At 71.5% G+C, this 18,538-nt stretch carries 14 protein-coding genes; 7 read left to right on the plus strand and 7 right to left on the minus strand.

Annotated features, from left to right (window positions below; all coding sequences use genetic code 11):
- The first annotated feature begins 84 nt into the window (after positions 1 to 84).
- Together ACFWYW_RS40600 and ACFWYW_RS40605 are read left to right on the plus strand one after the other, a co-directional pair.
- Entirely contained in the window at positions 85 to 2,307 is a 2,223-nt protein-coding gene (locus ACFWYW_RS40600; RefSeq protein WP_379620593.1) for an MMPL family transporter, read from the plus strand.
- 31 nt (positions 2,308 to 2,338) lie between these two features.
- Complete coding sequence (locus ACFWYW_RS40605; RefSeq protein WP_379620591.1) at positions 2,339 to 2,782, plus strand: cupin domain-containing protein; 444 nt, start codon at positions 2,339 to 2,341, stop codon at positions 2,780 to 2,782.
- Here the strand turns inward: ACFWYW_RS40605 and ACFWYW_RS40610 are convergent.
- Positions 2,779 to 3,864 carry an ROK family transcriptional regulator gene (locus tag ACFWYW_RS40610; protein ID WP_379620589.1) on the minus strand — a complete coding sequence of 362 codons (1,086 nt, stop codon included), beginning with the start codon at positions 3,862 to 3,864 and terminating at the stop codon, positions 2,779 to 2,781. The two genes, ACFWYW_RS40605 and ACFWYW_RS40610, sit on opposite strands and share 4 nt — an antisense overlap.
- Before the next feature lie 109 nt (positions 3,865 to 3,973).
- Here ACFWYW_RS40610 and ACFWYW_RS40615 point away from each other — a divergent pair, with 109 nt between their 5' ends.
- From ACFWYW_RS40615 to ACFWYW_RS40630, 4 genes are read left to right on the plus strand one after another with little or no spacing between them, the layout of a single operon-like run.
- Positions 3,974 to 5,197, plus strand: a complete 1,224-nt coding sequence (locus tag ACFWYW_RS40615) for a Gfo/Idh/MocA family protein (RefSeq protein ID WP_379620587.1) — start codon at positions 3,974 to 3,976, stop codon at positions 5,195 to 5,197.
- Positions 5,197 to 6,450: an ABC transporter substrate-binding protein gene (locus tag ACFWYW_RS40620; RefSeq protein ID WP_379620585.1), complete on the plus strand. Its 1,254-nt coding sequence runs from the start codon at positions 5,197 to 5,199 to the stop codon at positions 6,448 to 6,450. Before ACFWYW_RS40615 ends, ACFWYW_RS40620 begins: the two co-directional genes overlap by 1 nt.
- Positions 6,447 to 7,358: a carbohydrate ABC transporter permease gene (locus ACFWYW_RS40625; RefSeq protein ID WP_379620583.1), complete on the plus strand. Its 912-nt coding sequence runs from the start codon at positions 6,447 to 6,449 to the stop codon at positions 7,356 to 7,358. Before ACFWYW_RS40620 ends, ACFWYW_RS40625 begins: the two co-directional genes overlap by 4 nt.
- The gene (locus ACFWYW_RS40630; protein WP_379620581.1) at positions 7,345 to 8,154 is read left to right on the plus strand and encodes a carbohydrate ABC transporter permease; all 810 of its coding nucleotides are present in this window, start codon (positions 7,345 to 7,347) and stop codon (positions 8,152 to 8,154) included. Before ACFWYW_RS40625 ends, ACFWYW_RS40630 begins: the two co-directional genes overlap by 14 nt.
- Before the next feature lie 3 nt (positions 8,155 to 8,157).
- Here the strand turns inward: ACFWYW_RS40630 and ACFWYW_RS40635 are convergent, their stop codons facing one another.
- From ACFWYW_RS40635 to fxsT, 3 genes are all read right to left on the minus strand, one after another.
- Positions 8,158 to 9,318, minus strand: coding sequence for a cytochrome P450 (locus ACFWYW_RS40635; RefSeq protein ID WP_379620579.1), 1,161 nt, complete (start codon positions 9,316 to 9,318; stop codon positions 8,158 to 8,160).
- Between the two features lie 42 nt (positions 9,319 to 9,360).
- Entirely contained in the window at positions 9,361 to 10,203 is an 843-nt protein-coding gene (locus ACFWYW_RS40640) for a RimK family alpha-L-glutamate ligase (protein WP_379620577.1), read from the minus strand.
- A 147-nt stretch (positions 10,204 to 10,350) separates the two neighbouring features.
- Positions 10,351 to 12,834 carry an FxSxx-COOH system tetratricopeptide repeat protein gene (fxsT, locus tag ACFWYW_RS40645; RefSeq protein WP_379620575.1) on the minus strand — a complete coding sequence of 828 codons (2,484 nt, stop codon included), beginning with the start codon at positions 12,832 to 12,834 and terminating at the stop codon, positions 10,351 to 10,353.
- A 487-nt stretch (positions 12,835 to 13,321) separates the two neighbouring features.
- Here fxsT and ACFWYW_RS40650 point away from each other — a divergent pair, with 487 nt between their 5' ends.
- A complete protein-coding gene (locus ACFWYW_RS40650) occupies positions 13,322 to 14,227 on the plus strand; it encodes a class I SAM-dependent methyltransferase (RefSeq protein ID WP_379620573.1) in 906 nt (301 codons plus the stop codon).
- 10 nt (positions 14,228 to 14,237) lie between these two features.
- Here ACFWYW_RS40650 and ACFWYW_RS40655 read toward each other — a convergent pair whose 3' ends face one another.
- From ACFWYW_RS40655 to ACFWYW_RS40665, 3 genes are all read right to left on the minus strand, one after another.
- Positions 14,238 to 16,208 carry a PASTA domain-containing protein gene (locus ACFWYW_RS40655; protein WP_379620571.1) on the minus strand — a complete coding sequence of 657 codons (1,971 nt, stop codon included), beginning with the start codon at positions 16,206 to 16,208 and terminating at the stop codon, positions 14,238 to 14,240.
- 105 nt (positions 16,209 to 16,313) lie between these two features.
- Entirely contained in the window at positions 16,314 to 17,726 is a 1,413-nt protein-coding gene (locus ACFWYW_RS40660) for a serine/threonine-protein kinase (RefSeq protein WP_379620569.1), read from the minus strand.
- Positions 17,727 to 17,735: 9 nt separating this feature from the next.
- Positions 17,736 to 18,538, minus strand: an 803-nt coding sequence (locus tag ACFWYW_RS40665) for a TIGR03619 family F420-dependent LLM class oxidoreductase (protein WP_379641242.1), incomplete at its 5' end; no start/stop codon positions are given.

Here is an 18,538-nt window from a genome sequence, read left to right on the forward strand (position 1 = left end):
CGGTTTAGCACGGGATTTCCGGAAATTTCCCGTCTAATCTCGGCATCGTAGACGCTGTACGAGCGTACAGGACGGGCGTAAACAATGACGAGGTTTCTCGGGCGGCTCGGTAGCTGGTGTGCACGGCACGGGCGGCTGGTACTGGCGTTATGGGTGATCGCGGCCGCCGGCCTCATGGTCGGCAGCCTGGTCTCCGGCCGGCCGGTCAGCAATGACGTGACCATTCCCGGCACCGACGCGCAGCGCGCGCACGACCTGATGCGCGACGGGTTCGGCCCGGGGTACGCGCCGGGCGGCACGGTGCAGCTGGTGCTCTATTCCGACAAGGGACCGCTCACGGACGAGCCGAAGAAGCAGGCCGTCGAAAGGTCCATGGACAAGCTCCGCGACCTCCCCCACGTCGAGCAGGTCGAGACGCCCTACCGGCGCGGCGGCATCGCCTCCAACCTGCAGATCGGCCTGATCGTGATCCGGATGGAGGGCCACGACAGCGCCAAGGTCGCCGAGACCACGCAGGCGCTGTCGAAGGCCGCGGATCCGGCCCGCGCGGTGGGCATCGAGGTGGTTCCGGCGGACAGTTCGACGCCGGCCGACAAGGAGATCAAGACCGGCCCCAGCGAGATCATCGGCGTCACGTGCGCGTTGCTCGTGCTGGTGCTGGCCTTCGGCACGCTCGTGGCCGCCCTGATCCCGATCTTCACCGCGCTGGTCAGCGTGGCCGCGGGCCTGGGCGTGATCGGGCTGCTCGGGCATGTGGTCGACGTGCCGAAGCAGGCGGGCATCATGGCCACGATGATCGGGCTCGGCGTGGGCATCGACTACGCGTTGTTCCTGCTCTCGCGGCACCGCAAGCTGCTGGCCGACGGGGTGCCGGTGCTGGAGTCGGTGCGGCGGACGGTCTCCAGTTCGGGCGGCGCGGTCGTGTTCGCGGGCGGCACGGTGATCATCGCGCTCAGCGCGCTCGTGCTCGGCGGCTTCCCGCTGCTGCGCACGCTCGGCTGGATCACCGGCATCTCGGTCGTCTTCGCCGTGCTCACCTCGATCACGCTGGTCCCGGCGCTGCTCGGCGTGCTGGGCGAGAAGGTCAACGCGCTCAAGGTGCCGTTCCTCGGCCGCCGCAAGGACAGTTCCGGCGGCGGCTGGGCCGGGCTCGGCGCGTGGGTCGCCAAGCGGCCGTGGAGCGTCCTGCTGGCCAGTGTCCTGGCACTCGGCGCGCTCGCCGCGCCCGCGCTCGCGCTCAAGCTGGGACCGCTCGACGACGGGTACGGCACGCAGGGCTCGGCCCCCCGCCGCGCCTACGAACTGATGGCCACCGGCTTCGGCCCCGGCAGCAACGGCCCGCTGGTCGTCGTGGCGGAACTGGGCGACAAGGTCGCCAAGGCCACCGACCCGATCGTCGAAGGCCTGGCCAGGGACGTGGGCAAGATCGACGGCATCGCCCATGTGAGCCCGCCCAAGCTCAACGACGCCGGCCGTACCGTGCTGATCCAGGCGATCCCCGACTACGCGCCCAGCGACGAGCGCGCGCCCGCCGTCGTCGCGGCGGTCAGGGCGCTGGACAGGCCGGGCGTGAACGTGCACGTCGGCGGCGAGGTGGCCGCGCTCGCCGACGCCGCGGACCGTATCTCGGGCAACACACCGCTGGTCATCGGCGTGGTGGTGCTGCTCAGCGCGATGCTCCTGCTGCTGGCGTTCCGCGCGCCGGTGGTGGCGCTCAAGGCGGCGCTGATGAACCTGGTGTCGCTGGGGGCCGCGTTCGGCGCGCTCGCGATCGTCTTCTCCTACGGCCTGGGCAGCCAGTTGGTCGGCATGGACCCACCGGCCGACGCCTCCTACCTGCAGACCCTCTTCTTCACCGTGCCCATCGAGCCTTATGTGCCGTTGATGCTGTTCGCGGTGCTGTTCGGGCTCTCGATGGACTATGAGGTGTTCCTTCTGACCGCGGTACGGCAGGCGTACCTCAAACACGGCGACAACCGGAGGGCGGTGGCGGAGGGGCTGGGCTCGACCGGCCGGGTCATCACCTCCGCCGCCCTGATCATGGTCGCGGTGTTCGTCGCCTTCATCGCCTACCCGGACCCGCTGGTGAAGACGTTCGGCGTGGGGCTGGCGGTGGCCATCGCCGTGGACGCCACGATCATCCGCGGCTTCCTCGTCCCCGCCACCATGGTGCTGCTCGGCCGCCTCAACTGGTGGTGCCCGCGCTGGCTGGACCGGCTGCTGCCCAACCTCTCGGTCGAAGGTCACGAGGACGACGAGGAGCCGCGGGTCTGGAAGAGTGAGCCCCATGTCGTATCCCGAAGTTAGGTACAAAGGCGACTCGGGAGAGCACAGCGGCGTGCTCCGCCCGGGCGATCAAGCCCCCGACCTGGTCATGGGCGCCGGCGGCACCGAGGTGCACTATCTCGGAACCGGCGCCACCACCGACGGGCAGTTCGGGCTGTATCGGTGGGAGATGGGCGTGCGGCCCGGCGGCGCCACCCCGCACTTCCACCGGACGATCTCCGAGTCGTTCTACGTGATCTCCGGCTCGGTCAAGCTCTACAGCGGCGACACGTGGGTGGACGGCCGGCCCGGCGACTTCCTGTACGTGCCGCCCGGCGGTCACCACGGCTTCCGCAACGAGTCGGGCGAGCGCGTGACCATGCTGATCCTGTTCACGCCGGGCGCGCCGCGGGAGGCGTACTTCGAGGCGCTGGCCGAGCTCGCCACCTCCGGCCGCAAGCTGAGCGACGAGGAGTGGACCGAGCTGTATCACCGGCACGACCAGTACATGGTCTAGAGCCCGAGGATCTCCCTTTCCACGTGGTCGAGGGCCAGCCGTACCCCGCCCAGAGCGACGCTCTCGTCGCCGAACGTGGAGGTGACCACCTCGGGCACGCCGAGGCACAGGTCGGTCAGATGGCGGCGGAACGGCACGAGCAGGACGTCGCCCGCGCGGGAGTAACCGCCGCCGACCACCAGTAGGTCGGGGTCGACGGCCAGCACGAGGGCGGCGGCCCCGATCGCGAGCTTCTCCGCGAAGCGCTCCACCGCGCGGGCGGCGGCGGGATCGCCGTCGCCGGCGGCCTTGAAGACGGCGGCCGCCTCGCCGTGCGTGTCGAGTTCCGCGGCGGCGTCCTCCCAGCCGACCTGGCGCAGCGCGCCGATCTCGCCGGCCGCGCCGGTCCTGCCGCCATGGAGCCGCCCGCCGATCAGCATGCCCGCGCCGACCCGATGGCCGACCAGGACGTAGACGACGTCGGCGGCGTGCTGCGCGCTGCCGCGCCAGTGCTCGGCCAGGGCGGCGAGGTTGGCGTCGTTGGCGGCCAGGCCCTTGCACCCGAACCAGCCCCCGGCCAGCCCCGCGAGGTCGACGCCCGTCCAGCCGGGCAGCACGGTCGACAGGGAGACGCGGCCCGAGCGGTCCACGACGCCCGTGGTGCCCGCGCAGACCGCCCACACCCGGGTACGGGCCACGCCCGCGACGTCCACGCAGGCCAGGGCGGCCTGGCGGGCGGCCTCCAGGCGTTCGGGGGCGGGGGCGCCGTCGGAGACGGGCACGCGGTGCCAGCCGACGACCTCGCCGTTGAGGTCGGCGAGCGCGGCGAGGATCTTGTTGGCGCCGATGTCGACGCCGAGCACGTATCCGGCGTCGGCGCGGAAGCCGAACCTGCGGGCGGGCCGGCCCATGACGCCTTCGTCCGGCGGGATCTCCCTGACCCAGCCGCGCTCGGCCAGCTCGTCCAGGACGGCCTCGACGGTCTGCCGGGACAGCCCGGTGATCCGGCCGAGCCGGGTGAGCGTGGCCACGCCTTCGCGGCGTAGCGCGTTCAGCGTGACCTGGGTGTTCACCCGTCGCAGGAGCGAAGCGTCACCCGCCACTTATGTGACTCCGTTTCATAACTGTGACCGACTCCACCTATTGACCTGTTTGACCTCGAATCCTAGCATCGGCCGACATACGTGAATTGGTTACATATCTGGAGGGCTGATGGTCACTCTCGCCGTCGTCGGCGCGGGTTCACGCGGGTCCGGGTACGCCCGCCGCGCCGAGGGCAGGGCACGCGTGGTGGCCGTCGCCGACCCGCTGGCCGCCCGCCGGGAACGTTTCCCCGACGCCGCCCAGTACGCCGACTGGCGCGAGCTGGCCGCCCTCCCCCGCCAGGCCGACGCCGTGATCATCGCCACCATGGACGCCGACCACGTCGAGCCCGCGGTCCGCTTCGCCGAGCTCGGCTACCACATCCTGCTGGAGAAGCCGATGGCGGTCTCCGAGCAGGACTGCCGCACGATCGTGGCCGCCGCCGAGAAGGCCGGCACCGTCTTCGCCGTCTGCCACGTGCTGCGCTACACGCCCTACACCCGGACGCTCAAGCAGCTGCTCGACACGGGCGCCATCGGCGAGATCGTCAGCGTGCAGCACCTGGAACCGGTCGGCTGGTGGCATCAGGCCCACTCCTACGTGCGCGGCAACTGGCGGCGTACCGACGAGTCGACCTTCATGCTGCTCGCCAAGTCCTGCCACGACCTCGACTGGCTCGTGCACATCATGGGCAGGCAGGTCACCCGGGTCTCCTCCTTCGGCGGCCTCAAGCACTTCCGCCCGGAGAACCGTCCCGAGGGCGCCGCCGACCGCTGCCTGGACTGCGCGGTCGAGAGCACCTGCCCCTACTCCGCGCCCCGCCTCTACCTGCCGCTCGCCGGGCGCGAGAGCTGGCCACTGACCGTGATCACCGAGGACGTCTCGGCGGCTGGCGTACGCGAGGCGCTGCGCACCGGCCCGTACGGCAGATGCGTCTACGCCTGCGACAACGACGTCGTCGACCACCAGGTCGTCAACATGGAGTTCGAGGGCGGCGCGAGCGCGGCGTTCACCATGACCGCCTTCACCCCCCAGCAACACCGCCAGACCCGGATCTTCGGCACGCACGGCTCCATCGAGGGCGACGGCGTGCTGCTGAAGGTGACCGACTTCGTGACGGGCGAGACGTCCGTCGTCGACAGCTCCGCCACCGGCGACGGTACGGCCGGCGGCGGCCACGGCGGCGGCGACGAGGGCCTGATGGCGGCGTTCCTGAGCGCGGTCGAGACCGGAGACCGCTCGGCCGTGCTGTCCTCGCCCGGCGAGAGCCTGCACAGCCACCTGATCGCCTGGGCGGCCGAGAGGTCCCGCCTCGACGGCACCACCGTCACCTTGGAAGGAACCCCCCGATAATGCACGGTAAGAAGATCACGGCCGCTCTGGTCGCGGGACTGCTGGGCCTCGGCCTGGCGGCCTGCGGCGGGCAGGACGCCGGATCCACCAGCACCCAGAAACCGGCCGACGGCGGGCGCGGCCCGCTCACCTTCGCCAGCGGCAAGTTCGAGGCCGAGGCCACGCAGAAGATCGTCGACACCTGGAACGCCGCCCACCCGAACGAGAAGGTCACCTCGGTCCTGCTGCCGGAGAGCGCCGACGAGCAGCGCCGCAAGCTCATCCAGAACGCCCAGACCAAGTCCGACGCCTTCGACGTCCTGCTCATCGACGCCGTGTGGACCGGCGAGTTCGCCGCCAACCGCTGGGCCGACGAGCTGACCGGGCCGCGCTTCGACGTCACCGGCTTCCTGCCCCCGTCCGTCGAGACCGGCAAGTACCGGGGCAAGCTCTACGCGATGCCGCTGTTCACCGGCACCGGGCTGCTCTACTACCGCAAGGACCTGGTCAAGGAGCCGCCCAAGACCTGGGACGAGATGAAGAAGATCTGCGCCGAGGTGCTGCCGAAGCAGAAGGGCATGTCCTGCTACGGCGGGCAGTTCGACAAGTACGAGGGCCTGACCGTCAACTTCGCCGAGGCGGTCAACTCGGCCGGCGGCCAGTTCCCCGAGGTCAGCAGCGAGTCGGCCAAGCAGGCCGCGCGGTTCCTGGCCGACGGATTCACCTCCGGGATGATCCCCAAGGAGGCGGTCACGTACAAGGAGGAAGAGGGGCGCGTCGCCTTCCAGGAGGGCAAGCTGCTCTTCTACCGCAACTGGGCCTACATGTACGAGGCCGCCAACAAGACCGACGGCTCCAGCAAGGTCGCCGGCAAGTTCGACGTGGCGCCGATCCCCGGGCTGAACGGGCCGGGCGCCGGCACGCTCGGCGGCAACAACCTGGCCCTGTCGGCCTTCTCCAAGCACAAGGAGACGGCCAAGGATTTCATCGCCTTCGTCACCTCGGCCGAGCAGGAGAAGGCGTTCGCGCTCATCAACTCCACGCCCATGGCCAGGGCCTCGCTCTACGAGGACCCCGAGCTGATCAAGAAGTACCCGTACCTGCCCGCGCTCAAGGAGGGCATCCTGGCGGCCAAGCCGCGGCCCTCGGCGGTCAAGTACGGCGACGTCACCGCGGCCATCCAGGAGTCGGCGTACGCGATCGTCTCCGGGACCAAGCCCGTCGACCAGGCGCTCGCCGAGATGCAGTCCGCGCTGAGCCCCCTGCTCAAGTGATCCGCACCAGGCAGAATCTCCTCGGCTGGGGGATGGTCTCGCCGACGCTGGTCGTACTGGCGCTGGTGGTGTTCTATCCCCTGGTCGCGGCGATGCGCGAATCCTTCTACACCAGCGGTCAGACGCTCGACGCCGACGGCTTCGTGGTCGAGGGCGAGCGGTTCGCCGGCGCGGCCAACTACGCCGGCGTCCTCGGCGAGCGCTTCCTCAACGCCACGCTCAACACCACGCTGTTCACGGTGGTGACGGTGGCGTTGGAGGTCGTGCTCGGCGTCGCGATGGCGCTGGTCATGCACCGCGCCTTTCGCGGGCGCGCGTTCCTGCGGGCCAGCATCCTGGTGCCGTGGGCGGTGCCGACCGCGGTCTCCGGCCTCATGTGGAAGTGGATCTTCCAGGCGGACGGCGTCGCCAACGCGATCCTCGGCACCCAGATCCTCTGGACGGCCGACGGCGTGTGGGCCAAGCTGGCCGTGATCATCGCCGACGTGTGGAAGACGTCGCCGTTCGTCGGCCTGCTCGTGCTGGCAGGGCTGCAGATCATCCCGGCCGAGGTGTACGAGGCCGCCCGCGTGGACGGCGCCTCGGCCGCGCAGCGGTTCTGGCGGATCACGCTCCCGCTGGTGAAACCGGCGCTGCTGGTGGCGGTGCTGTTCCGGCTCATGGACGCCCTGCGCGTCTTCGACCTGCCGTACGTGCTCATCGGACCGCGCAAGGCGTCGGTCGAGACGCTGTCCGGGCTGATCTGGGACGAGGCCACCCGCGTCCACTACGGCCCCGCCTCCGCCTACGGCACCGCCCTGTTCGTCTACATCGCGGTGATCGCGTTCGTGTTCGTGAAGCTGCTGGGCGCCGACCTGCTGAGCGACGTCCGGGCCCGCAAGAAGGAGTCGCGCGATGCTGCTGCGTAGAGCGGGCCTGGTGGGCATCGCCCTGTACTGCCTGGTGCCCTTCTACTGGATGGTGGTCTCCAGCTTCCGCCGTACCTCCGACATCTACGACAAGTCGCCGGTGCCGGTGCCGTGGTCGCTGGAGAACTACGCCGCCGTCTTCGCCGAGGGCATGGGCTTCGGCCGCGCGCTGGGCAACAGCCTGCTGGTCGCCTCCGTCACGACCGCCGTGACGCTGCTCGTGGGCACCATGACGGCGTACGCGCTGGCCCGGCTGACCTTCCGCGGCAAGAACCTCATCCTCGCCCTGATCATCGCCGTGTCCATGTTCCCCGGGGCGCTGCTGATCGTGCCGCTGCTGAAGCTGTTCACCACGATCGGCTGGATCAACACCTACCAGGCGATGATCGTGCCTTCGATGTCGTTCGCCCTGCCGCTGACCGTGTGGAACCTGACCGTCTTCTTCCGCCAGCTCCCCCTGGAACTGGAGCAGGCCGCCATGATCGACGGCTGCACGGCCTTCGCCGCCTTCCGCCGCGTCCTGCTCCCCCTGGCCGCCCCCGGCGTCTTCACCACCGCGATCATCGCCTTCATCTGCACGTGGAACGAGTTCATCATCGCCGTGACCATGGTCAACGACCAGGCGACGCAGACCGCCACGGTCCGCATCGCCCAGTTCACCGGGGCGGCCAAGTTCGACACCCCGTTCGGCACGCAGATGGCCGCGGGCGTCCTGGTGACGATCCCGCTGGTCCTGCTGGTCCTGTTCTTCCAGCGCCGCATCGTCGCCGGCCTCACGGCGGGCGCCCTGAAGTAGCCCTCACCAGCAGACCGGCAACGCCCGCACCCCTCCGGTCACCGACGAACGATCACACTCGACCTCCTCCGCCGGTACGGCCAGCCGCAACGCCGGCAGGCGAAGGAAGACCGTCGTGAGCACCAGGTGCAGCAGCAGCCGGGTCAGCTGCGCGCCCAGGCAGTAGAACTTGCCGTGCCCGAAGCCGAGGTGCGGGTTGGGCACGCGGTCGATCAGGAACGCGCCGGGCTCGGGGAACCAGCGCGCGTCCCGGTTGGCGGCCTGCATCGACAGGACCACCAGGTCCCCCGCCCGGATCCTGGCCGCACCCAGGTCGATGCCGGCCAGCGCGTACCGGGGGATCCAGCTGCCTCCCGGCACCGCCACCCGCATGATCTCCTCGACCGCGGAGGGAGCCAGGCCGGGCTCGGCCACCAGCCGCCGCCGCTGAGCCTGATCGGCCAGCAGGTACAGCAGCCCGTATCCGATCCGCGCCGCGACCGTCTCGTACTCCACCAGCCCCACGTGGCCGCACAGGACATCGGTGGCCGCCTCGGGGCCGAGCGCGGCCAGCCGGGTGATCACGTCCTTGCCCGCCCTGCCACGCTCCCGCTCGACCATCCGGCTCATCGCCGCGCGCATCCCGGCCGGCTCGTCCGCCATCCGTCCCGGCGCGCGTAACCAGCGGGAGCGCCACCGGTAAAGCTCCCACTCCGGTTCCGGTACGCCCACGAAGCCGTAGACCGCCCGCATGGCGTACGGCACGGCCAGTTCGGCGTACAGGTCGGCGGCCGAGCCTCGGGCCACGAGTTTCGACAGGATCTCGTCGAGCACGGCCTGGGCCCGCGCCCGCTCCGCGGCCACCCGGCGCCTGCCGTACGCCGGTAACAGCAGCGCGCGCTGGCGCCGATGAGCGGCCATCTCGCCGTGAACGTCACCCGGCGGATCGAACAGCCGCGCCGGCCACAGCCGCGGGGCGGACGCGGGATCGGGGTGGGACCGGCCGATGCGCCCGTCGGCGCAGAGCGCGCGCACGTCGGAGTAGCGGGTCACCAGCCAGCCGGCGGCCCCCGCGGCGGTGCGCACGCGGACCGGACCCTCCCGAGCGCGAAGACGCTCGAACTCGGGAGGCTCGGCGAAGGGAGTGGGCGCCGTGAAGGGCATCGGCCCGAACTCCTCTGACACGGCGCGGTCCCCCTGGCTGGAAGGTTCCTCTGGCGGTGCCGCTCAGCTCGTACGGCCGCTCCCCGCCGGCCGGAGCGCCTCGGCGACGTTCACGATCGCTTCGACGAACGCGGGAATCGAGTCCTTGTGGAAGCGCAGGTACAGGCCGGGCTCGACCAGTTCGAGCTCGGTCAGGATCGGGTTTCCCGCCGCGTCGTCGGCCATGTCGACCCGGGCGTACAGGAGCTTGTCCGCATCGGGCACGGTGGCCAGCACCCGATCGGCGAGGTCCCGTTCCGCGGCGGTCGGCCGCCAGGGCTCGGTGCCGGGGTGCGCGTCCCTGGGCGCGTCGTAGCGCAGACCGGGCGCGAGGACCGCCCGCTTGCGGATGGCGTGCAGGAAGCGGTTGCGGACGAAGACCAGCGCCCGCTCCCCGCTCACGTCGATACGCGAGAGGTACGGCTGGACCATCGCGGTGACCCCGTCGGCATGGATGCGTTCGACGTGGGCGGCGGCCTGGTCCCGATCGGCGGGGGTGTAGCGGGCGGCGAAGCGCGCCCCCGCCCCCACGGCCGGTTTGACGACGAAGTCGTGCCCGGCGGGCAGCTCGACGGCCGAGCCGGGAACCAGGTACGTAGTCGGCACCACGGGGACCTTCCGCTCACGCAGTTCGAGCAGGTACTCCTTGCGGGCGTTCCAGTGGATGATCTCCGGCGGGTTCGCCACGCGGGTGCGCTCCGCGCAGCGGTCGACCCACGCCAGGAACTCGGCCGAACGCCAGGAGTAGTCCCACGGGGAGCGGACGACGGCGAGATCGAAACAGGACCAATCGATTTCTGGATCGTCCCAATAGGTGATTTCCGCTTCGGCTTCGACCTCGTCGAAGGCCGCGTGCAGCAGCGGCATATCCAAATCAGGATTGACTTCCGGTCGCGGTCTGGCGGTCACCAAGGCAATGCGCGCATGAGTCATGTGCACCCGTCCTTTGGAAATCGGCCGCCCTTATAGAACCATGACAATTGGGCGCGGGCAACGATTCTCTAGGGCAGATGTCTATGAGGAATGGCGGAGGGACTCCTGGATGTTAGTAAGGTTTCGGCTCGCGTGCAGGGAGTCCGGATGATGCGCGCCCAAAACCTTGATGCTGCGGTCGCGGGTTTCTTTCTGCAGGCGGAGGGCCTCCTCTGAACGGCCCATCGTGTGCAGGGTCTCGGCCAGGCTCGTGGCCGACTGCAGCGTGTGCGGGTGATCTTCGCCGAGTGTCCGCCTCCGGCGGCTCAGCGCCTCGACCTGCAGGGTGTGGGCCCGCTCGTGGTCGCCCAGGGTCCGCAGGTCGACCGCGAGGTTGTTGGCCGAGCGGAGGGTGTCGGGATGATCGTCGCCCAGCACCTCCCGGTACCGGGCGTAGGTCTCTTCGTGCAGGTCGCGGGCTTCCTCGAAGCGGCCGAGCGCGTGGAGCGCCACCGCCAGGTGGTTGGCGGAGTGCAGGGTGTGCGGGTGCCTCGGGCCGAGCACGCGCTCGTAGCGCTCGAAGGCGTCCTTCTGTAACGCGTAGGCCTCCCGGTCGCGGCCGAGCAGGTGCAGATTGATCGCGGATCCGTGCTTGAGCCGCAGGGTCAGGGGGTCGTCGGCGCCCAGTCCCGCCTCCGCCTCGTCGGCCGCCTGCTCGTAGAGCCGGGCCGCGTCCGCGTAGTCGCCCTGTTCGCGCAGCGCCCTGGCCAGGTCACGGGCGGCGGCGAGGGTCTGCGCGTGCCGGGGGCCGAGGGTCTTCTGCCATTGCGCGTAGAGCTGGGCGGAGAACCTGGCGCTGGCCTGGGCCTCGCCCCGCTCGATCAGGTACCAGCCGGCGTCGCAGGCCATCCCCCGCAGGTCGTGGTCGCCGGAGGCGTCCGGGGCGACGGCGAACAGGTGCGGGACCATGCGTGACCAGGCGGCCCATCCGGCGGGGTCCTCCGGGTCGCCGGGCCGGTAGCGGGCCAGCAGCGCCCTGGCGTGCTCCAGGACGATCTCCTGCTCGGCCGGCGGCAGGTGGTCGCGGATGATGCTCTGGGTGAGCCGGTGCAGCCGGAGCCCGCCGCGCGCGCCGACCGCCAGGCCGAAGCGGCTCAGCGAGCCGACGCCCCTGCGCAGGGCGAGCGCGTCGTCCTCGGCCGCCGTCAGGCCGTCCAGCGGGCCCTTCCCGGCCGCGGCCGGGTGCGCGCCGACCAGCCACTCCACGGGAATCGTGTCCGGGGCGAGGAACGAGCAGATCCGGGCCAGGGCCAGGCCGACCGGTTCGTGCCTGGCCAGCCGTTCGATGGTCAGGCCCACGGCCGCGGCCAGTGAGTGCGGGTACTCGCCCGCCGCGCCCTCGCTCAGCACCTCCTTCGGCCGTGAGCGCAGCAGCCCCAGGTAGTCGCCCGGGGCGGTCGCGGTCTCGGCCAGAAAGGTGCCCGCCTGCACCAGCGCGAGCGGGAGGTCGCCGAGCTCGGCGGCCAGCGCCGCCGCCTCGGACCCCCGCAGGTCCGGGCCGTGACTGCGGATCAGCTGGACCGACTCGGCCCGCTCCATCACGTTCACCGGGACGGTGACGGCCAGGTGCTCCCAGCCGCCCACCCGGGAGGTGATCACCACGTGGCCGGGGCCTCCGGGCAGCCAGCGGCGGACCAGCCCGGGATCCTCGGCGTTGTCGATCAGCAGCAGCCAGCCGGAGTGCTGGCGCAGGTGCGCCTTGAGCAGGGCGACGGCGCTGCCCGAGTCGACGTCGGGGATCGCCAGCCGTAACTGGACCGACAGCTCGGCCAGTTGCTTGCCGATGAGCATCGGGTCCTCGGCGTCGATCCACCACACGACGGAGTAGTCGGCGGCGAACTGGTGCGCGTACTCGATCGCGATCTGTGTCTTGCCCACGCCGCCCCAGCCGCGCAGCACCTGGACCTTGGCCAGGCCGCCGGTGCGGAAGCGGCGGCCCAGTTCGGCGATGACCTCTTCCCTGCCGGTGAACTCGGGGTTGCGCGGCTCGACGTTCCAGACGGTGGGCAGCATGCCGGTCGCGGGCGGAGCACCGGTGGCGTAGCGGGCGAGCGCCGCCTCCACCGTGGCGGTCAGCGGATCGGCGTCGCCGAGCGTCTCCCTGCAGTCGGCCAGAAGCTCCCCCAGCAGCGACGGGGCGGAGGGGGCGCCGCGCTGGGCCAGGATCGTCGCCCGCTCGTGGCGCAGGCTCAGGCACGCGGGCGACTTGTCGCAGGCGGCGCCGCGGCATAGCTCCACGACGCCGCCGGAGATCTGCTCGGCCAGCTCGTGCTGTCCGGACTCGGCGAGGACGGACACCGCCTGATGCAAGATCGGGACAATCTCCTCCAGCCGCGCGCCGTGCTCGGACAGCCGGCGCCGTTCCCGGGCCAGGTCCTCGCCCAGGCGGTCGGCCAGCTCTCTGGCCTCCCTCAACGGCGGCTCCCCTTCGGCCGCGCGGGCGCCGTCCGTGATGGCGCCGGCGTTGTACTCGGCGGCCAGCCGATTCCATACCTGGAGCCAGGTCACCTGCTCGGCCGCCGGCACCTCACAGACGTTGAGAAAGGTAATCAGAAAGGCCTTCGTTGGGAACTTACGCCCGTTGAGTACTTCCCCCAGCGTTGTGCGTGGCAGCGAGCCACCGGCGGAGACCGCACGTTTCTCCAGATCGCGATAGGCCGGCATATCCGCCCGCGCACGCAGTATCCGCATAAGTCGCGCCAAGTCTTCCTTTGTCGCGACCTTTGTCACAGCAGAGGCAAGGTCAGCCGACTCTTCTCCCATAACGCCTCATTGAACTGTCCGCGATTGTCCAAGCTTGTCCGCAAGAGTACGCGAATTGTCCGCTCTTTAGCACCCGGTGCGCATTTATGTGACCGCTATCGCGGGGAAAAGCCGGACCTATTCTCCGCGCCCGCGTCCCCGCGTGTCCTGTCCCATCCGCGAGTGGCGCGGATCCAGCACGATCTTGTCCACCGCTCTGGCGGGACAGTCGCGCGCGAGCGTTCATGGACGCAGGTAAGGAGGTTCCAGGATGGATCTGAAGCACGTGTTCGACGCCCTGGGCAGCAGCTCGGGATATCTGGTGGCGGGGGTCGCCGCCATTGTCCTGGTCGTCCTCGTCGGCGCGTACCGGCAGGGCAGGTCGATCGAGTTCTGGCCGCCGCGGGTGGGACCGCGCGAGGAGGCGCTCGCCCCGGCGGCGGCGACCGACGACGAGGCCGTCCAGCTCTTCGAGACCACGCAGGCGCGCGACTTCTACCAGGCGATCGCCCCCAACTACGACCAGCGCAACTCCGCCAACCTGCTGGAGACCCACCGGGCGGTCATCAGGCTGCTGGTCGGCCTGCGCGACGCCAAGCCCAATCTCCGCGTCCTCGACCTGGGCGGCGGCTCCGGCAAGAACGTCGCGACGCACTTCTTCCTCGACACCTCGATGCGCTGGACCTACGTGGACTTCTGTCCGGGCATGGCCGAGCAGTTCCAGCGTCATCTGGCGGGTCAGCCGCTCTACGAGCGCACGAAGATCCTCGTCGAGGACATCAACCGGGTCCGCGACCGCATCGCGCCCCGGTCGCAGGATGTCATCCTGCTCAACCTCGTCCTGTCCTCGATGCCGGAGATGCCGGACTTCGGGCGGCTGGCCGGTCTGCTCGCGCCGGGCGGAACGCTGATCGTCTGCGACATCGACCCCGGCTACACCGAGGCCCACCCGCTCTACCAGGCCACGTCCACCAGTGGCGCCAAGGTCGGGCTCCGTACCCGGGCCGTCCCGCCGCTCGCCGTCGGCGCCCGGGCGGACGAGGCCGGACTCCAGCTCAGCGCCATGCGGCAGGTCTACGCCGACCGCCTCTACTCCTTCGTCGCCGTGTTCGTCAACGCCACGCGCGTACGCGGCGGGAACACCGAGCGCCCCGCCGTCGAGGCGCCCGCCTCGTGAGGAGCGGGCGCTATGACGGGCTGGGCGTGGGATCCGGGTCGGGTTCGCCCGGATCCGGGCCGGTCTGCCCCTCGACGCCCACGGTGATGACGATCGTCCGGCCGGGCTGGGCACACCGGCCCGCCGGCACGTTCTGCGCGAGCACCGTGTCCACTTCGCCGGGCTCGGTCACGATCTGTACCCGCTGCTCCACGGCGAACCCCGCCGCCTTCAGCCCCGCGAGCGCGCTCTCCCTGCCCTTGCCGACCACCGCGGGCACCTCGGCCCCGTGCTGCGTGACGACCAGCGCCACCGCGCTCCCGCCCGCCACCCGGCTGCCCGCCGCAGGCTCCGACGACAGCACCCGCCCGCCCGGCTGCGCCGAGCAGGCCCGGCTCACCACACCGGTCTCCAGCCCGGCCCGACCGAGCGCGAGCTCCGCCGCCTTCCTGCCCAACCCCTTCAGCTCCGGTACGGCCAGCCCCGCCGACACGTCGAGATCGACCTCCGCCCCCTTGGCCAGCAGTGCACCGGCGGCGGGACGGCTGGCCAGCACGCGGCCGATCCGCTGCCCGGAGTCCACCTCGTGGAACGTCCCCGCGCTGAGCCCGGCCCGCCTGAGCGCCTTCACCGCGGCGGAACGATCCAGCCCCACCACGCTCGGCACCCCCACCCCTACCGGCTCCGCCCTCGGCGGTGGCGGAGCCGGTTCGGTGGCGCCCCCTCGTACCTTCGATTCCTGCCGCTCGCGCGACGGGGAGGGCTCGGCGAGCTGCGGCAGCAGCAGCGCGGGCACGGAACCGCTGGGCTGCGCGGCCGCCTGGGGCGCCGGGCCGTCGCCGGAGCGGAAGGCCGGAACCAGCAGCGTCACCAGCACCGCCGCGCTCACCAGCAGCGCGCAGGAGACCGCGAGCCCCGCGCGGTTGGCGGCGCTGGCCCGCCGGCCGGCGCGCACATCCTGCGTGTCCTGGCTCACCGCCACCGGGCCGCTCACCGCGGCGCCGAGCGGCACGGCGACCGACGCGGCCGACGGGCTCGACGGGCTCGACGGGCTCGACGGGCTCGACGGAGTTGACGCGGCCGACGGGGCCGGCAGGTGGTAGACGTCCGGGGCCGCCCCTGTCGTTTCGGGCTCGGCCATCGGGGCCGCCCCCGAGCGCAGCAGGTGCGGCGGAGGTGAGCGCAGCACCTCCGCCGGCACCCCGTCGGAGTCGCCCAGCAGCGCGTACAGCAGGTCGCGGCTCGACGGCCGGTTGCGCGCGTCCTTGTCGAGGCAGGCCGCCACCAGGTCGCGCAGGTACCCGTCCAGCCGCCCGAGCTCCGGCGGCGCGGTGAGGATGCGGTGCAGCACCGGCGCCACGGAGTCCTGCCCGAACGGCGCGCTGGCGTTGGCCGCGAAGCACATGGTGGCGCCCCAGGAGAACACGTCGGCCGCGCCGGTGACCAGCGCGGCGGTGATCTGCTCCGGCGCCATGTAGGCGGGCGTGCCCACCCCGCGTCCGCTCTGCGTGGCCGCGGCGTCCAGCACCCGCGCCAGCCCGAAGTCGATCACCCGGGGCCCGTCCGGGCCGAGCAGCACGTTCTGCGGCTTGAAGTCGCGGTGCACGATCCCGGCGCGGTGGATGGCCGCCAGCGCGGTCGCGGTCCCGACCGCGAGCCGCTCCAGCGCGCCGCCGCTCTTGGGCCCGGTGAGCGCGACGTCCCGATACAACGAAGGACCGTCGACGAACTCGCTCACGATGTACGGCCGGCCCTCGTCGAACCCGGCGTCCGCCACCTGGGCGGTGCAGAACCGTGCGACGTGCTTGGCCAGCTCCACTTCGCGTAAGAACGTCGCCTGCTCGTCCCCCACCGGACCGTGGAGCAGTTTGATCGCGTAGTGTTCCTCGCCCCTCATCCCGAGGAACACCACGCCCTGGCCGCCTTCGCCCAGCCGGCCGGACAGTGTGTAGTCGCCCAGTTGCCGCGGGTCCCCCGATTTGAGCGGCTGCGTGTCAGGCACAAGGGCCTCCCCTCGCCGCCACCCGGTACTCATTCCACTGAAAGCAACCAATGGCGGACAGTCAACGCGGGCCGCCCAATCGGCACACGACCGTGACACATCCGGTCAGGACGGGCGGCTTACCTTGCCCGAGTAGGTGACATCGGTGTCACCGCGGCGCGTCACCCTGATCACCGCCTGGTCGGCGTCGCCGCCGCTGGGGAACATCCGGAGGGTGCCGGGGTAGCACTCCGCGCCGCGTACGTCGTCGAGGGTGTAGACCATCGCGCTGGAGGTGCCGGCCAGGCGGCCGGAGCAGCGCAGGTCGGCGCCCCACCGCATGGCGGAGTCGCCCTCGCCCGCCAGCTTGATCTCCACCGGGAACACGCGGCCCGCGCTGGGGTGATCGGCCGAACCGGTCCAGGTCCCCGCCAGCCCGGGACTCTGCGCGCCACGCAGCCACAACCCGAACCCCGCGACCCCGGCCAGCACCCCCAGGACGGCCACGGCGATCTGCCACCTCGCCACCCGCCGCCGGCCGCGCACCGGGTGGCCGGTCCCAGGGGCGTCTTCTGGTCCGGGTGTCGTCGGGGTGGAGTCCTCCGGCCCGATCGGGAGGGTGTCGCTCTCCCCCGAGGCCGAGACGTTCCCCGCGGGCACGCCGGCCCTCGGGTCGGTGGTGTCGACGGCGGCCCTGGCCCCCGAGGTCAGGACGTCCCGGACGTCCAGCCCTTCGTGGCCGAGCAGCACGCTCAGGACCTCCTCCGCCCGGGGCCGCTCGCCGGGCGACCGGGCCAGGCACGCCTCCACGATCTCGCGCAGCCGGCCGGTCAGCGTGCCCAGGTCGGGCCGGCCGTACACGATGCGGGCGAGGATCTCCTGGTAGGTGTCGGCGCGGTAGGCGTGGCGGCCGTTGGCGGTGTAGGCGAGGGTGAGGGCCCAGGCGTACATGTCGGCGGGCGGGCCGGCGGACTCGCCCTCGATGCGCTCGGGCGCCAGGTACGCGGGGGTGCCGACGGGGATCTGGTTGGTGGTGGCGGCGCTGTCCATGAGGCGGGAGACGCCGAAGTCGATGACCCTCGGCCCGTCCAAGCTGAGCAGGACGTTGCCCGGCTTGAAGTCGCGGTGCACGACTCCGGCGCGGTGGATGGCGCTGAGCGCGGTGGCGGTGCCGATGGCCAGCCGGTCTAGCGAGCCGCCGGTTCTCGGCCCCTTGGCCACGACGTGGTCGCGCAGGGAGACGCCGTCCACGTACTCGCTGACGATGTACGGCCGGTCGTCCTCAAGGGAGGCGTCGAGCACCTGCGCGGTGCAGAACGGCGCCACCCGGCGCACCGCCTCCACCTCGCCGAGAAAACGCCGGCGCACCTCGGGGTCGGCGGCCACGCTGGCGTGCAGCAGCTTGATCGCGACCTGCGCGCCCGCGGGGGTCTGGCCGAGGAAGACGACGCCCTGCCCGCCCTGGCCGAGCCGGCCCGCCAGCAGGTAGGAGCCCAGCCGGCGCGGATCGCCCGCCCGAAGCTCCGCCAATCGCGACATAGCGCGTAATTATGACAGGAAGCGTTCCGCGTAGGAGTCGAGCACCGGCAGCACCCGGCCGGCCGGCCCGCTCGGCAGCGTGGCCACGACCTCCTCGATGCCCAGCCCGGCGAAGTAGTCGAGCTTCTCCTGGGTGGGCAGGGTTCCGATCGGGATGACCTCGGCCATGGGGCGCTCGGCCTTCTCGCAGGCCTCGCGCAGCGCGGGCAGGGCCGCCTTGATGCCCTTGCCGCCGATCGGCATCCACCCCTCGGCGTACTCGGCGACGTGCGCGAACATCTTGGGCCCCGCCGCGCCGCCCACGTACACGGGCGGCCCCGAGACGGGCTTCGGCCACGACCACGACGCCTCGACCCCCTCGAAGGAGGCCACCTCCCGGCTCCACAGCGCGCGCATCGCCAGCACGTTGCGCCGCGCGACCTCCCGCCTCTCCCGGTACGGCACGCCGTGGTTCTCGATCTCCTCGACGTTCCACCCGAACCCGATCCCGAGCATCACCCGCCCGCCGGACAGGTGGTCGAGCGTGGCCACGGCCTTGGCGGTGACGATCGGCTCGCGCTGGGCGGCCAGCAGGATGGCGGTGCCGAGCCGGATCCGCGCGGTCACCGCGGCGGCGGCGCCGAGGGCGACGAGCGGGTCCACGGTGCGCTTGTACTCCTCCGGCAGCACGGCCTGCCCGCCGGCCGGCGGCGTACGGCGGGAGACGGGGATGTGCGTGTGCTCGGGCAGGAGCAGCGAGGAGAAGCCGCGTTCCTCGGCGGCCCGCTCGGACGGCTCGGCGTCGGACACGCGCAACTTCGACGTGTTCGGCG

It is taken from the genome of Nonomuraea sp. NPDC059023, from assembly GCF_042740095.1.
Classification (GTDB): domain Bacteria; phylum Actinomycetota; class Actinomycetes; order Streptosporangiales; family Streptosporangiaceae; genus Nonomuraea.